Annotated in this window: 14 protein-coding genes; 7 read left to right on the forward strand and 7 right to left on the reverse strand. The window is 28.2% G+C overall.

Annotation, left to right across the window (positions count from 1 at the left end; translation table 11 throughout):
- Window positions 1-17: 17 nt before the first annotated feature.
- From mnmG to rpmH, 7 genes are all read right to left on the reverse strand, one after another.
- The gene (gene mnmG, locus J2Z24_RS19085) at window positions 18-1,901 is read right to left on the reverse strand and encodes a tRNA uridine-5-carboxymethylaminomethyl(34) synthesis enzyme MnmG (protein ID WP_035151775.1); all 1,884 of its coding nucleotides are present in this window, start codon (window positions 1,899-1,901) and stop codon (window positions 18-20) included.
- A 12-nt stretch (window positions 1,902-1,913) separates the two neighbouring features.
- A complete protein-coding gene (mnmE, locus tag J2Z24_RS19090; RefSeq protein ID WP_035151771.1) occupies window positions 1,914-3,293 on the reverse strand; it encodes a tRNA uridine-5-carboxymethylaminomethyl(34) synthesis GTPase MnmE in 1,380 nt (459 codons plus the stop codon).
- 66 nt (window positions 3,294-3,359) lie between these two features.
- Complete coding sequence (gene jag, locus J2Z24_RS19095; RefSeq protein WP_035151768.1) at window positions 3,360-3,986, reverse strand: RNA-binding cell elongation regulator Jag/EloR; 627 nt, start codon at window positions 3,984-3,986, stop codon at window positions 3,360-3,362.
- Window positions 3,987-4,001: 15 nt separating this feature from the next.
- Window positions 4,002-4,664, reverse strand: a complete 663-nt coding sequence (locus J2Z24_RS19100) for a membrane protein insertase YidC (protein ID WP_035151766.1) — start codon at window positions 4,662-4,664, stop codon at window positions 4,002-4,004.
- An 18-nt stretch (window positions 4,665-4,682) separates the two neighbouring features.
- Window positions 4,683-4,892 carry a membrane protein insertion efficiency factor YidD gene (yidD, locus tag J2Z24_RS19105; protein WP_035151762.1) on the reverse strand — a complete coding sequence of 70 codons (210 nt, stop codon included), beginning with the start codon at window positions 4,890-4,892 and terminating at the stop codon, window positions 4,683-4,685.
- Window positions 4,889-5,227 carry a ribonuclease P protein component gene (gene rnpA / locus J2Z24_RS19110; RefSeq protein ID WP_035151759.1) on the reverse strand — a complete coding sequence of 113 codons (339 nt, stop codon included), beginning with the start codon at window positions 5,225-5,227 and terminating at the stop codon, window positions 4,889-4,891. Before rnpA ends, yidD begins: the two co-directional genes overlap by 4 nt.
- A gap of 57 nt (window positions 5,228-5,284) precedes the next feature.
- The gene (rpmH, locus tag J2Z24_RS19115; RefSeq protein ID WP_035151755.1) at window positions 5,285-5,419 is read right to left on the reverse strand and encodes a 50S ribosomal protein L34; all 135 of its coding nucleotides are present in this window, start codon (window positions 5,417-5,419) and stop codon (window positions 5,285-5,287) included.
- Between the two features lie 502 nt (window positions 5,420-5,921).
- Here rpmH and dnaA point away from each other — a divergent pair.
- The 7 genes from dnaA to gyrA all read left to right on the forward strand — a co-directional run bounded on the left by dnaA (window position 5,922) and on the right by gyrA (window position 14,745).
- Entirely contained in the window at window positions 5,922-7,280 is a 1,359-nt protein-coding gene (dnaA, locus tag J2Z24_RS19120) for a chromosomal replication initiator protein DnaA (RefSeq protein ID WP_035151753.1), read from the forward strand.
- 258 nt (window positions 7,281-7,538) lie between these two features.
- Window positions 7,539-8,642 carry a DNA polymerase III subunit beta gene (gene dnaN, locus J2Z24_RS19125; protein ID WP_035151750.1) on the forward strand — a complete coding sequence of 368 codons (1,104 nt, stop codon included), beginning with the start codon at window positions 7,539-7,541 and terminating at the stop codon, window positions 8,640-8,642.
- A 15-nt stretch (window positions 8,643-8,657) separates the two neighbouring features.
- Entirely contained in the window at window positions 8,658-8,864 is a 207-nt protein-coding gene (locus J2Z24_RS19130; RefSeq protein ID WP_035151747.1) for an RNA-binding S4 domain-containing protein, read from the forward strand.
- A gap of 117 nt (window positions 8,865-8,981) precedes the next feature.
- The gene (recF, locus tag J2Z24_RS19135) at window positions 8,982-10,067 is read left to right on the forward strand and encodes a DNA replication/repair protein RecF (RefSeq protein WP_035151744.1); all 1,086 of its coding nucleotides are present in this window, start codon (window positions 8,982-8,984) and stop codon (window positions 10,065-10,067) included.
- 36 nt (window positions 10,068-10,103) lie between these two features.
- Window positions 10,104-10,367, forward strand: coding sequence for an extracellular matrix regulator RemB (gene remB, locus J2Z24_RS19140; RefSeq protein ID WP_035151741.1), 264 nt, complete (start codon window positions 10,104-10,106; stop codon window positions 10,365-10,367).
- 17 nt (window positions 10,368-10,384) lie between these two features.
- Complete coding sequence (gyrB, locus tag J2Z24_RS19145; RefSeq protein ID WP_035151739.1) at window positions 10,385-12,298, forward strand: DNA topoisomerase (ATP-hydrolyzing) subunit B; 1,914 nt, start codon at window positions 10,385-10,387, stop codon at window positions 12,296-12,298.
- Window positions 12,299-12,318: 20 nt separating this feature from the next.
- Complete coding sequence (gene gyrA, locus J2Z24_RS19150) at window positions 12,319-14,745, forward strand: DNA gyrase subunit A (protein ID WP_035151737.1); 2,427 nt, start codon at window positions 12,319-12,321, stop codon at window positions 14,743-14,745.
- Window positions 14,746-15,176: the final 431 nt, after the last annotated feature.

The raw sequence follows: 15,176 nt of genomic DNA on the forward strand, positions 1-15,176 counted from the left end.
TAACCTCCAACATTATTCTATTTGCTATTATTTTTAAACTTATGCTCTAAGTATATAAGAAGAACTGATACATCTGCTGGTGATACTCCTGATATTCTAGATGCCTGCCCTATATTTACAGGTTTAACTGAATTAAGTTTTTGTATTGCTTCCTTCCTTAAACCATGTACATTATTATAATCTATATTTTCAGGAATAAGCCTTTTTTCAAATTTCTTATATTGTTGTACTTGATCCAGTTGTTTCTGAATATATCCTTCATATTTTGACATAGTATTTACTTCTTCTTGTACATCAAAAGATAATTCTGGTCTTTCTATATCTAAATCTTTTAATTTAAAGTAATCAAGTTCTGGTCTTTTTATCAATTCATATAAACTTATAGGTTTTCTAAGCTCTGAAGAATTTAATGATACCAAAAATTCATTAACTTCTTTTCTATTAGTTATTTGTATATTTTTTATCCTCTCAATTTCTTCTTCAATTGCTTGTTTTCTCTCTAAAAATTTATTGTATCTCTCCTCACTTACAAGCCCTACATCATATCCCATTTGTGTTAATCTTAAGTCTGCATTATCCTGTCTTAAAAGTAATCTATACTCTGCACGAGATGTCATCATTCTATAAGGCTCATTAGTTCCTTTAGTTATTAAGTCGTCTATTAATACTCCAATATAAGCATCTGATCTATTTAAAATAAGAGGATCTTTTTCTTTAATTTTCATAACAGAATTTATTCCTGCTATTATTCCTTGAGCTGCAGCTTCTTCATATCCTGAACTTCCATTTATTTGTCCCGCTCCAAACAATCCTTCTATATCTTTAAATTCTAATGATAATTTTAATTGTTGAGGATCTATACAATCATATTCTATGGCATATGCAGTCCTTAAAAATTCAACATTTTCCATACCAGGTACTGTTCTATACATAGCTATTTGTACATCTTCTGGCAAAGAGCTTGACATTCCTCCAACATATAATTCATCTGTATTTTCCCCTTCTGGCTCTATAAATACTTGATGTTTTTCCTTATCAGGAAATCTCATAACTTTATCTTCTATAGATGGGCAATATCTTGGTCCAATTCCTTCAATAGATCCATTATATAATGGAGACCTATCTATATTTTTTCTTATAACTTCATGTGTTTCTTCATTTGTATACGTTAAATAACAAGAAATTTGATCCTTCTCCAAATTATTGCTCATAAATGAAAAAGGTACTATTTTTTCATCTCCCGCCTGTTCAATCATCTTAGAAAAATCAACAGTTCTTCTATTTACTCTAGCTGGTGTTCCTGTCTTAAATCTTCTTAACTTTATTCCTAAATCTAAAAGGCTCTTTGATAAATCATTTGCTGGAAATAATCCATTAGGTCCACTACTATAACTAACATTACCTATAATTACTTTTCCCTTTAAATAAGTTCCTGTTGCAAGAATTATTGCTTTTGTGGTATAGTAAGCTCCATTTTTAGTCAATACTCCTTTTACTCTTCCATTCTCTATCTCTATAGAAACAACCTCTACTTGTTTTAATGTTAAATTTTCTTGTCTTTCTATTACACTCTTCATTCTTTCTGAGTATCTTTTTTTATCAGCCTGAGCCCTTAAAGAATGCACTGCTGGTCCTTTAGATGTGTTTAACATTCTTGATTGTATAAAAGTATGATCTATATTTATTCCAATTTCCCCACCTAAAGCATCTATTTCTCTAACTAGATGACCTTTAGCCGTTCCACCAATATTGGGGTTACATGGCATTAAAGCCAAACTATCTAAATTTATAGTGCATAGTAAAACCTTGCATCCCATTCTAGCACCAGCCAATGCGGCTTCACATCCAGCATGCCCTGCACCTACTACTACTACATCATACTCTCCACCAAAATATTTCATCTGTTTTTCTCCCTACTTTCCTAAACAAAATTCTGAGAATATTTTATCTATAATATCTTCTTCTAAAGTTTCACCTGTTATTTCACCAAGTCCTAGCCAAGCATTTCTAATATCAATTGAAGCTAGATCAATAGCATAAGTACTCTTTAAAGTTTCAATTGCTGATTTACAGCTTTCTTTTGCTCTAATCAACGCTTGTTTGTACCTTGTATTTGTTATTATAACATCACTAGATTTTATTTCTCCATTAAAAAATAAATCTTTTATAGATTTTTTTAGTCCTTCTAATCCTGTTCCTGTTTTAGCAGAAGTTTCTATAATATACTTTGAATCTAAATCATTTAAATCATCTAAATCTATTTTTCTATCTAAATCTTTTTTATTCAAAAGAACTATATATTTTCTATTTTTTATATATTTTATTATTTCATAGTCTTCATTATCTAATTTTCTACTAGAATCTAACATTAATATTATTAAATCAGCTTCATCTATTTTTTCCTTTGATTTTTTTACACCAATTTTTTCAACAATATCTTCAGTTTCTCTTATACCTGCTGTATCAACTATTTTTATTGGTACTCCATCTAAGTTTATATACTCTTCTATAACATCTCTTGTAGTTCCTGGTATTTCCGTAACTATTGCTCTCTTTTCCATAAGTAAAGCGTTTAGAAGTGATGATTTACCTACATTAGGTTTACCAACTATAACTACATTTAATCCTTCTCTTAGTATTTTACCCTCATCTGCTGTATCTAGTAATCTATCTATATACTTTTCTATTTCTAACAATTCTTTTGTTACTTCATTTGCTGTTATTTCTTCTAAATCTTCTTCTGGATAATCCACAGTAGCCTCAATATGTGCTATTATTTGAAGTAAGTTATTTCTTAAATTTTTTATTTCTTTTGAAACTCTTCCGTTAGATTGCATTACAGCTGATTTCATAGATAACTCTGTTTTTGACCTTATTATATCAATAACTGCTTCCGCTTGGCTTAAGTCTATTCTTCCATTTAGAAAAGCTCTTTTTGTAAATTCTCCAGGCTCTGCAAGTCTGCTTCCAGCTTTTATAACTTCTTGCAATATTTTATTTGTAGGAGTAACTCCTCCATGGCAATTTATCTCCACTGTATCTTCTGCTGTAAAACTTCTAGGTCCTTTCATAAAGCTTACCAATACTTCATCTAAAATATCTCCTGTTTCCCTTTCTACTATATGACCATATCTCATTGTATATGGCTTCATGTTAACTAAACTTTGACCATTTTTAGCTTTGAATATGCTATCAACTATTTTTAGACTATCCTTTCCAGAAACTCTAATAATTGAAATTCCGCCTTCTCCTAAAACTGTTGACACTGCTGTTATAGTATCAAATTCTTTCATTTTTTACACCCCTTATTTTTTACAGCTTGTTTTTTTAATTATATAAATTTAAAAAGAAAGCCATCACTAGGCTTTCTTTAAATCTACAACTACTCTTCTATAGGGTTCTTCACCCTCACTATAAGTCTCAACATAAGGATCATTTTGAAGAACTGAATGAATTATTCTTCTCTCATAAGGATTCATTGGTTCAAGTTTTACTATCTTTCCTGTTCTTCTAGCTTTATTACCTATTTTCAAAGCAAGTCTTTTTAATGTTTCTTCTCTTTTTTGTCTATAGTTTTCCGTATCCAATATTACTCTTTTGTATTCATCTTCATGATTCTTATTTACTACAAGACTTACTAAATATTGAAGTGAATCTAATGTTTCTCCTCTATACCCTATAAGTATTCCCATGTTAGGTCCTGTCATACAAATTCTTAATACATTTTCTTCTTCCTCAGCTCTTATTTCTGCTTTAATCCCCATAGATTCTAAAACTTCTCTTAAAAAATTTTTTGCTTCATATGCATGATCTTTTTTTACTGTTACTTTGACTTTGGCAGGTCTTGCACCAATTAACTTAAATAATCCTTTACTACCTTCATCAATTACTTCTACTTCTACTTTATCAATAGCAACATTAAGTTCTTTTAATGCATTATTAACAGCATCTTCCACCGTTTTCCCTGTCATATCAATTGTCTTCATACCGTAAGCACCCCCTTAGGCATCTGATTCTGACATATGTTTTTCTTCTAACTTTTTAGTTAGAATTGTTTGACCCATTTGCATTATATTACTTACAACCCAATACAATACTAATGCAGCTTTTAATCTCCAGCTTATAAAAATCATAAATAATGACATATAAAGATTCATAGCTGAAGCCTGCTTAGCTTGGGGATTTTCTCCAGGCGGATTCATGATAAGTCCTGAATAATACTGTGTAGCACCTGCAAGAACTGCAAGAATAATGTCTGATTTTGCTAAATCTTTTATCCATAAAAAAGTAACACCATTTATACCACTAATATTATTAAACACATAGTAAAGAGCTAACAATATTGGCCACTGAATAAGTAAAGGCAAACATCCACCAAAGGGACTTACTCCTTTTTCTTTATAAAGCTTCATAACTTCCTGCTGTGCTCTTTGCGGATCATTTTTATATTTATCTTGTAACTTTTTAGCTTCAGGTTGTATTTTGCTCATTCTAATACTTGATCTAATTGATTTTATATTTAGAGGTACAAGCACTATCTTTATAATTAATGTAACTAAAATAATAGCAACACCATAGGAATAATTAGGATTTGATATTACGCTAGCTACTAACTTGTGCACATACACAAAAAATTGAACTAATGCATTATTTAAATAACTCATTCCAAACCTCCAGACATTTTATTTAACAGGGTCATATCCTCCTTTGCTAAAAGGATTACATCTTAGAATTCTCTTAAAAGCCATAAAACCACCCTTTAATGCCCCATATTTAGATATAGCATCTATAGCATATTGAGAACATGTAGGATAAAATTTACAACAAGGACTTTTAAGAGGTGATATATATTTTCTATAAAATTTAATTAAGTTAATTAAAATTTTTTTCAACTATTATATAAACCTGCTTTCTTAAATAAATTTATTAGCGCTTTTTCAATTTCTGCATAATTTTTATCTCTAGAAGAGGTCCTTGCTATTACTACTAAATCATAACCTTTTTTTAAATTATTCGGTATTAACCTATAACTTTCCTTAATTAATCTTCTTACTCTATTTCTAATTACACTTTTTCCTACTTTTTTGCTAACTGATACTCCAAATCTATTGAAATCATTCCTATTATTCTTATGTATATATAGAACTAATAGATCATTAGAAAAAGACCTTCCTTTTCTGTATACTGTTCTGAACTCCGCATTTTTTCGTAATTTGTATTTCTTCATAATACCCACTACTCCTTTTTTTCTGCAATTGCAGAAAAAGGCCACAATATCGCGGCCTTATGCTGTCAATCTTTTTCTACCTTTTTGTCTTCTTCTCTTTAAAACATTTCTTCCTGATGAAGTCTTCATTCTTTTTCTAAATCCATGTTCCTTTTTTCTCTGTCTCTTTTTTGGTTGGTATGTCATAAACATTTACACAACACCCCCTTCATATTAAGTTATTTTATATATAGCAATTAACTTACTACCTACTTATAGTTTTACTATTAAATTATATATTCACCACCCTTTAATGTCAAGAAAAAGGCTATTGTTAATATTTTTAATTATTTTTTGTGGATAACTTCTTGAAACCCCTTAGAGGTTTTGATATTATTAATAAAGGACTGTTGATAACTTATAAAGATACAAAAGTTATCAACAGGTGTTGATAACTTTGTGTATAACTTGTTATTTTTAAATAATATTTTTATTTTTTTTATTCTATTTTATTCAAAACTCCACATTTAATAGTATGTTACTAATGTTATTATTTATTTATACACATATGTTGATAACTTAAATATTTTAAATTTATTAATCAAATTTATTAACATGTGAATATTTTTATAAACATTTGTCAAGAAGATTAATAATGTTTATAAATATGTAGATTTATTGTGAATTATTATAAACTTGAACTGGAGGATAAAAAATGAGTACCCAATTGAAAGATATCTGGGAAAAAACCTTGAACATAGTAAAAGGTGAACTTACAGAAGTAAGCTTTAATACTTGGATAAAAAGTATTACCCCAATGAAAATTGAAAATGATACTTTATTTTTATGCGTTCCAAATGATTTTACAAAAGGAATTCTAGATAGCAGATATAAAGATCTTATAATTAATGCTTTAAAACTAATTACTTCAAAAAAATATAATATAGAATTTTTTATCGCTTCTGAAGATATTGCTAATGTAGAATCATTAAATAAAAATCATAAAACTATCAATAATGCTAGCAATGTAGTTATAAGTGACGAGATGTCTACAATGCTTAATCCTAAATATACTTTTGATTCATTTGTTATTGGTAATAGTAATAGATTTGCTCATGCAGCATCTCTTGCGGTAGCCGAAGCGCCTGCAAAAGCATATAATCCTTTATTTATATACGGGGGAGTTGGATTGGGTAAAACTCACTTAATGCATGCTATAGGACATTATGTTCTTCAAAATAATCCTAATTCTAAAGTTGTATATGTATCTTCTGAAAAGTTTACAAATGAACTTATTAATTCAATAAAAGACGATAAAAATGTTGAATTTAGAAATAAGTATAGGAATATAGATATACTTTTAATAGATGATATTCAATTTATTGCGGGAAAAGAGAGAACTCAAGAAGAATTTTTCCATACATTTAATGCCCTTTATGAAGCTAATAAACAAATTATACTATCTAGTGATAGACCTCCAAAAGAAATTCCTACATTAGAAGATAGGCTGCGTTCAAGATTTGAATGGGGACTTATTGCTGATATACAAGCACCAGACTTTGAAACCAGAATGGCCATACTTAAAAAGAAAGCTGATGTAGAACATTTAAATATTCCTAATGAAGTAATGGTATATATTGCTACAAAAATAAAGTCTAATATAAGAGAATTAGAGGGCGCACTAATAAGAATAGTTGCTTTTTCCTCTCTTACAAATAAGGAGATTAGCGTAGATCTTGCTTCTGAAGCTCTAAAAGATATAATATCCAACAAACAATCAAAACAAATTACAATTGAACTCATCCAAGATATTGTATCAAGCTATTTTAATCTAAGAGTTGAAGATTTTAAATCTGCCAGACGAACACGTAATGTAGCCTTTCCTAGACAAATAGCTATGTACCTTTGCAGAAAACTTACAGACAATTCTCTTCCTAAAATAGGAGAAGAATTTGGAGGAAGAGATCACACTACTGTAATTCATGCTTATGAAAAAATTTCTACTAGTTTAAAAGAAGATGAATCACTTCAAAATACCGTAAATGAATTATCAAAAAAAATAACTCAAAAATGATTAACAATTGTTTATTATTTATTTATAATATCATGTGGATAATTAAATTTATTTTTTTTATCTTAATAATGTGGATAACAGTATGTTTTTATTAAATACTTATCCACAATTATTTTTTACTAACTTTTAAGCAATTTCAATGCTTATATTAGTTATCAACAAATTCACAGCCCCTACTACTATTACTACTAAAATATTTATATTATCTATTCTATCTATATATATAATTAACATGTGAATTATTAAGGAGGATTACCAATGAAATTAACATGTGAAAAAAACATATTACAAGAAGCTATATCAATATCTCAAAAAGCTGTTACAGGAAAATCTACTATGCCAATTCTTCAAGGTATATTAATAAATGCAAAAAATGATTCAATAATATTTACAGGTTCAGACATAGATTTAAGTATTGAAACTAAGATAAATGCAAATATTTATGAAGAAGGCTCTATTGTAGTTGATTCAAAAATTTTTGGTGAGATTATAAGAAAATTACCTAATGACACAATAGAAATTAGTACTAAAGATAATAATGTTATAGAGATAATATGTCAAAAATCTAATTTTACTCTTATACATATGGATAGTTCTGATTTTCCAGAACTGCCTAATATCAATGAAAATAGTATCTTTTCTATACCACAAAAAATACTTAAAAGTATGATTAAATCTACAATATTTGCTACTGCTCAGGAAGAAACAAGACCTATATTAACGGGAGTTTTATTTGAAATAAAAGATAAAAAATTAAATTTAGTAGCTTTAGATGGATATAGATTAGCAATTAGATCTGAATATATAGATAACGAAAATTCAATAAACGCTGTTATTCCAGGAAAAACATTAAATGAAGTTGCTAAAATATTAGAAGATACAGATGAAAATGTAAATATAACATTTACACCTAACCATATTCTATTTAGCATTGGTGAAACAAAAATAATTTCAAGGCTTTTAGAAGGTGAATTTATAAAATATAATTCAATTATTCCAGAAGAATACAATTTAAAAATTATAGCTAAAAGAAATGAATTACTAAATTGTATAGAAAGAGCATCTTTAATGGGAAAAGAAGGAAATACTAGTTTAATAAGACTAAATATTGAAGATGATAATATGATCATAACATCTAATTCTCAATTAGGAATGGTAAGAGAAGAAGTGGGGATAATTTTGCAAGGTCAGTCACTACAAATTGCATTTAACTCTAAATATTTAATTGATGTATTTAAAATAATGGAAGATGAAGAAATATCAATGGAGTTATCTAGTAGTGTAAGTCCATGTGTTATAAAAAGTAATGAAACTGATAATTGCACTTATTTAGTTCTTCCAGTTAGATTATTAAATAATTAAGGGGAGGATTATGATATGAATAAAATAAAAATAAATACAGACATAATAAAATTAGATTCTTTTTTAAAATGGTCAGGTGCTGTTGTTATGGGATCAGAAGCTAAAATGATGATACAAGAGGGCATGGTTAAAGTTAATGGAGAAATAGAATTAAGAAGAGGAAGAAAACTTATTAAAGGAGATAAAGTAGAAGTTAACAATGAAACTTATTTAATAGTATAATTTTAATTTATCATAGCACAATGTATAATGGATTAATAAAATGATTTTAACTATACATTGTGCATAATAATTTGTGCAAAGATTATATTATGATATAATTATAAATAGGTGTTTTTTATGTATATTAAATATTTACAACTTATTAATTTTAGAAATTATAGAGAATTAAGCATAGAACTAGATAAAAATATTAATTTATTTATTGGAGACAATGCTCAAGGTAAGACTAACATATTAGAAAGCATATATTATTCGAGTATTGGAAAATCTCATAGGACTAATAAAGATAAAGAAATGATAAACTGGAACGCTCAAAGTTCTTATATTAAGCTGTATGTGGTTAAAGATAGATTAGATAAAAAAATTGAAATAAAAATATTTAAAGAAGGTAAAAAAGGAATAAATGTTAACTCAATAAAGATAAATAAAATATCTGAACTTTTAGGTATTTTAAATGTAGTAATGTTTTCTCCAGAGGATTTGAAAATTATCAAAGAATCTCCAGCCTTTAGAAGAAAATTTTTAGATATAGAGCTATGTAAATTAAGCAATAAATATTATTATAATTTAGTACAGTATAATAAAGTATTAAATGAGAGAAATACTTTACTTAAAAAAGGTAATAAAGAATTGTATAGCATAATAGAAATATATGATAAACAATTATCGAAATTTGGATCTTTTATTATAAAAGAAAGAGAGAAATACATAGATAGATTAAATAAAAAAGGAAAATCAATACATAAAGATATAACTTCGGGAAAAGAAGATATAAGTTTTAAATATTTAACTTTTGTCAAGAATTATAATGATATAGAAAATGAATTTTTTGATATGCTATTTAAAAACAGAAAAAATGACTATGAGAAAAAAATTACTTCAGTAGGACCACACAGAGATGATTTTTCTGTAAAAATAAACAATATAGACGTAAGAAGTTTTGGTTCTCAAGGTCAACAAAGAACTGCTACTTTAACTATAAAATTTTCATCTTTAGAAATTATTAAAGAATTAATTGGAGAATATCCAATTTTGTTATTAGATGATGTATTATCAGAATTGGATGCTAAAAGACAAAAATATATATTAAATTCTGTTAAAGATATTCAAACTATAATAACCTGTACTGGATTTGAAAATATAGAAAATTATATAGAAAAAGATTATAAAATATTTAATGTGGTAAATGGTAAAATATATTAAAATATTATTTGGTTTATAGCCAGAGGAGGAATTTTTGTGTTTTTACATTTAGGAGAAAATGTAGTAGTTCCTTTAAAAGATGTTATTGGAATATTCGATATAGAAACATCTATGTATAGCTCTGATACAACTCAGTTTTTAAGATTAGCTGAAGAGGATGGATTTGTTGAAAGAATAACAAAGGAAAAACCCAAGTCCTTTATAATAGCAGAGGTAGATAAAAAAAGTAAAGTTTTTTTATCGCCAATTTCATCTGCAACTTTAACAAAACGATCACAAGCATTATATTATGAACCTTAAAATTAAGGAGGATAAATATGGTAGAAGAAAAAAAGCAAACCTATGATGAGAATCAAATACAGGTACTAGAGGGCTTGGAAGCTGTAAGAAAAAGACCCGGAATGTATATAGGTAGTACTAGTTTAAGAGGGCTTCATCATCTTGTTTATGAAATAGTTGATAATAGCATAGATGAAGCTTTAGCTGGATTTTGCGATAAAATAGATATATATATAAATAAAGATAATTCAATAACTGTTGAAGATAATGGTAGAGGAATGCCTGTAGGTATGCATCCTAAAATGCATAAACCAACAGTAGAAGTTATAATGACAGTTTTACATGCTGGAGGAAAATTTGGAGGAGGAGGATACAAAGTATCAGGAGGACTTCATGGTGTTGGTGCATCTGTAGTTAATGCTCTTTCAGAGGTTTGTGAGGTTGAAGTAAGAAGAGAAGGTTCTATATGGAAGCAAAGGTATGAAAGAGGAAAAGCTGTTACAGGATTAGATAAAATAGGTGAAACTAATGAACATGGTACTAAAACTTATTTTAAACCAGATAAAGAAATATTTGATGAATTAGATTTTGAATATGATACTTTGGCTCAAAGATTAAGAGAATTAGCATTTTTAAATAAAGGTATAAAAATAACTTTAATAGATGAAAGAACAGATAAAAAAGAAGAATTCCATTATGAAGGTGGTATAAAGTCTTTTGTATCTTATTTAAATAGAAATAAACAGGTATTACATAATGAACCAATATACATAGAAGGAAACAAAGATGATTACATTGTAGAGATAGCTTTACAATATAATGATGGATATACTGAAAATATATTTTCCTTTGCAAATAATATAGATACCGTAGAAGGGGGAACCCATTTAGCTGGTTTTAAAACTGCATTAACAAGGGCTTTTAATGACTATTCAAAAAAGTTTGGACACCTTAAAGAAAGTGATAAAAATTTATCTGGAGAAGACATAAGAGAAGGCTTAACAGCTGTGATTTCAGTTAAACTTACAGAGCCACAGTTTGAAGGTCAAACTAAGACAAAACTTGGTAATAGTGAAGTTAGAGGAATAGTTGATAATATAGTTGGTGGAGGAGTAGGAACTTTTTTAGAAGAAAATCCTCAAATTGCAAAAACAATTATAGATAAATCTTTAATGGCTTCAAGAGCAAGAGAAGCAGCTAGAAAGGCCAGGGAATTAACTAGAAGAAAATCTGTTTTAGAAAGTACTTCATTACCTGGTAAATTGGCAGATTGTTCTTCAAAAGATCCTAGAGAGTGTGAAATATATATAGTTGAGGGTGATTCAGCAGGTGGATCAGCTAAACAAGGAAGAAATAGAAGGTTTCAAGCTATACTTCCACTTCGTGGGAAAATAATGAATGTGGAAAAACAAAGACTTGATAAGATTCTTAATTCAGATAGTATTAGATCTATGATAACTGCGTTTGGAGCAGGAATAGGTAAAGATTTTGATATAGAAAAGATACGATACAACAGAATAATAATAATGACGGATGCTGATGTAGATGGAGCTCATATTAGAACATTATTGCTTACATTTTTCTATAGATACATGAGAGAGCTTGTTGAACAAGGACACATTTATATTGCACAACCTCCATTATATAAAGTAACAAAGTCAAGAAAAGAATATTATATTTACACAGACAGAGAATTAGAAAGATTACTTGATGAAATTGGTGGAAGAGATAATAACACCGACATTCAAAGATATAAAGGACTTGGAGAAATGAATGCGGAACAACTTTGGGAAACTACTATGAATCCTGAAAAAAGAATTTTATTAAGAGCTACTGTAGAAGATGCTATGGCAGCAGATGAAATATTTACAATTCTTATGGGAGATAAAGTGGAACCTCGTAGAGAATTTATACAAGAAAATGCTAAGAGAGCTATGAACCTTGATATATAAAGGTGGAAGGTGTGAAATAGATGAACAATGAAGGGAAAGTTTTGGAAGTAGATATAAAAAAAGAAATGAAAAATTGTTATATAGACTATGCTATGAGTGTAATAGTAGGTCGTGCTCTTCCAGATGTAAGAGATGGTTTAAAACCTGTACATAGAAGAATTCTTTTTTCAATGTATGAATTAGGGCTTACTCCAGATAAAGGATATAGAAAATGTGCTAGAATAGTTGGAGATGTTCTTGGTAAATATCATCCACATGGAGATTCTTCTGTTTATGATGCTCTAGTTAGAATGGCACAGGATTTTTCTATAAGATATACTTTAGTAGATGGTCATGGTAATTTTGGTTCTGTAGATGGGGATTCTGCTGCTGCTATGAGGTATACAGAAGCTAAAATGAGTAAGATAGCTATGGAAATGCTAAGAGAGATAAACAAGGATACTGTAGATTTTGGACCTAATTTTGATAGTTCAGAAAAAGAGCCTTTAGTAATTCCATCTAGATTTCCTAATTTACTTGTAAATGGATCTTCTGGTATAGCTGTAGGTATGGCTACTAACATACCACCTCATAATTTAGGAGAAGTTATAGATGGAATTTATATGATTATAGAGAATCCAGAAGTAACTATTCCAGAATTAATGACTAAAATAAAGGGACCAGATTTTCCTACTGCAGGAATTATTTTGGGAACTTCAGGAATAAGAGAAGCTTATGAAACTGGTAGAGGAAGAATAATTGTAAGAGCTAAAGCTGAAATAGAAGAAGAAAAGGGTAGACATAGGATTATTGTTACACAATTACCTTATCAAGTGAATAAAGCTAAACTTATCGAAAATATGGCTGATTTAGTTAAGGACAAAAGAATAGATGGAATATCAGATATAAGAGATGAATCTGATAGAGACGGTATGAGAATAGTAATAGAAATAAAAAGAGATGCAAATGCTAATGTAGTTCTAAATCAATTATATAAACATACAAAAATGCAGGATACTTTTGGAGTAATTATGATTGCATTAGTAGATAATGAACCACAAACATTAAATTTAAAAGAAGTGCTTGTTCATTATCTTAACTTTCAGAAAGAAGTAATAAGAAGAAGAACTCAGTTTGATTTAAATAAAGCCTTAGCACGTGCACATATATTAGAGGGATTGAGGATAGCCCTTGATCATATAGATGAAGTTATTAATTTAATTAGATCTTCTAAAAATACAGACACTGCTAGAAATGGACTTATGGAAAAGTTTAATTTATCTGAAAAGCAAGCTCAAGCTATATTAGATATGAGATTGCAAAGATTAACAGGTCTAGAAAGAGAAAAAATAGAAGCTGAATATAATGAATTAATTAACACAATAGAAAATTTAAGAGAAATTTTGGCTAACGAATATTTAGTTTTAAATATTATAAAAGAAGAGTTAATGGAAATAAAAAATAAGTATGGCGATGAAAGAAGAACTGAAATACAAAAAAGAAGTGATGAAATAAATATTGAAGATTTGATACAAGAAGAAGAAGTTGTTATTACTTTAACTCAATCAGGATATATAAAGAGAATATCTTCAGATGCATATTCTTCTCAGAAGAGAGGCGGAAAAGGAATTCAAGCTATGACAACGAAAGAAGATGACTTTGTAGAAAAAGTATTTATAACTTCAACTCATAGTGATTTATTATTCTTTACTAATTTAGGAAGGGTTTATAAGCTAAAAGCTTATGAAGTACCTGAAGCAGGAAGAACTGCTAAAGGAACTAATATAGTTAATTTGATTCCTTTAAATCCTAATGAAAATGTAAGAGAAGTTATATCCATAAAGGAAAAAGTAGAAGATGGATTCTTAATAATGGCAACCAAGAGTGGTATTATTAAGAAAACTTTCTTAAAAGAATTTTCATCTATAAGAAAAAATGGATTAAATGCTATCAATTTAAAAGAAGATGATGAACTGTTAAAGGTTAAAGTTACAAGAGGAGATGCAGAAATTCTTATAGTTACTCAAAATGGATATTCAATAAGATTTAACGAAAAGGATATAAGACCTATGGGCAGAGCTGCTACTGGAGTAAAAGCTATTACTCTAAGAGAAGGCGACATAGCTGTTAGTATGGATATTGTTGTTGAAGGAGAATATGTATTAGTTGTTAGTGAGAATGGTTTTGGAAAGAGAACTCCTGTTTCTGAGTATAATTTACAGAAAAGAGGAGGAAAAGGTATTATAACTTACAGATTATCAGAAAAAACAGGCAATATTGTAGCGGCAAGAGTTGTAAAAGATAGTGATGAACTAATGTTAATAAACAGTAGTAATATTGCAATAAGAATATGTGTATCTGATATAAGTATAACTAGTAGAAATGCTATGGGAGTAACATTAATGAAAACAGATAAAGAAGAAAAGATATTAGCTATTGCTAAAATAAATACTGAAGAGGATTCATAAAAATATATTGATAGAAATATATTAATATAAATAAAGGTTGGTATCTTTAAGATATCAACCTTTATTTTTTTAGTAAAATATAAGCAACTTTATCTGGTGTATCACTATATAAAAAAGAGAGATATATTAAGAAAAAGTGAGAAATATTAATTTAAATCAATATAGTAAGATATGACGAACTATTTAATTGAAATAAATTTGTTAAAATAACACTTGTCGCTGAGAGAAAAGCGACAACAAATTTTAAATTAAGTATCTTTTAATTAAAAAAATTATAAAAAAATGTTGACAAACATAAAATTAAATGATACTATATAGTAGTCGCTTGAAGCGACATGGTCTTTGAAAATTAAACAGAGAATTAAGAAACCAGTCAATTCTTAACAGGAAACTGTTAAAAATAGCGATGAGCTAAAAAATTGCTAGAAACG

The sequence above is a fragment of the Clostridium tetanomorphum genome (assembly GCF_017873215.1).
Lineage (GTDB): Bacteria > Bacillota > Clostridia > Clostridiales > Clostridiaceae > Clostridium_AO > Clostridium_AO tetanomorphum.

What these genes read in the sequence shown, in the direction of transcription:
- J2Z24_RS19130 (WP_035151747.1), top strand. Translation starts at nt 8,658, where the DNA reads ATGAATAAAATAAAAATAAATACAGACATAATAAAATTAGATTCTTTT.
- rnpA (WP_035151759.1), bottom strand. Translation starts at nt 5,227, where the DNA reads ATGAAGAAATACAAATTACGAAAAAATGCGGAGTTCAGAACAGTATAC.
- gyrA (WP_035151737.1), top strand. Translation starts at nt 12,319, where the DNA reads ATGAACAATGAAGGGAAAGTTTTGGAAGTAGATATAAAAAAAGAAATG.
- dnaA (WP_035151753.1), top strand. Translation starts at nt 5,922, where the DNA reads ATGAGTACCCAATTGAAAGATATCTGGGAAAAAACCTTGAACATAGTA.
- gyrB (WP_035151739.1), top strand. Translation starts at nt 10,385, where the DNA reads ATGGTAGAAGAAAAAAAGCAAACCTATGATGAGAATCAAATACAGGTA.
- J2Z24_RS19100 (WP_035151766.1), bottom strand. Translation starts at nt 4,664, where the DNA reads ATGAGTTATTTAAATAATGCATTAGTTCAATTTTTTGTGTATGTGCAC.
- rpmH (WP_035151755.1), bottom strand. Translation starts at nt 5,419, where the DNA reads ATGTTTATGACATACCAACCAAAAAAGAGACAGAGAAAAAAGGAACAT.
- dnaN (WP_035151750.1), top strand. Translation starts at nt 7,539, where the DNA reads ATGAAATTAACATGTGAAAAAAACATATTACAAGAAGCTATATCAATA.
- mnmE (WP_035151771.1), bottom strand. Translation starts at nt 3,293, where the DNA reads ATGAAAGAATTTGATACTATAACAGCAGTGTCAACAGTTTTAGGAGAA.
- jag (WP_035151768.1), bottom strand. Translation starts at nt 3,986, where the DNA reads ATGAAGACAATTGATATGACAGGGAAAACGGTGGAAGATGCTGTTAAT.
- recF (WP_035151744.1), top strand. Translation starts at nt 8,982, where the DNA reads ATGTATATTAAATATTTACAACTTATTAATTTTAGAAATTATAGAGAA.
- mnmG (WP_035151775.1), bottom strand. Translation starts at nt 1,901, where the DNA reads ATGAAATATTTTGGTGGAGAGTATGATGTAGTAGTAGTAGGTGCAGGG.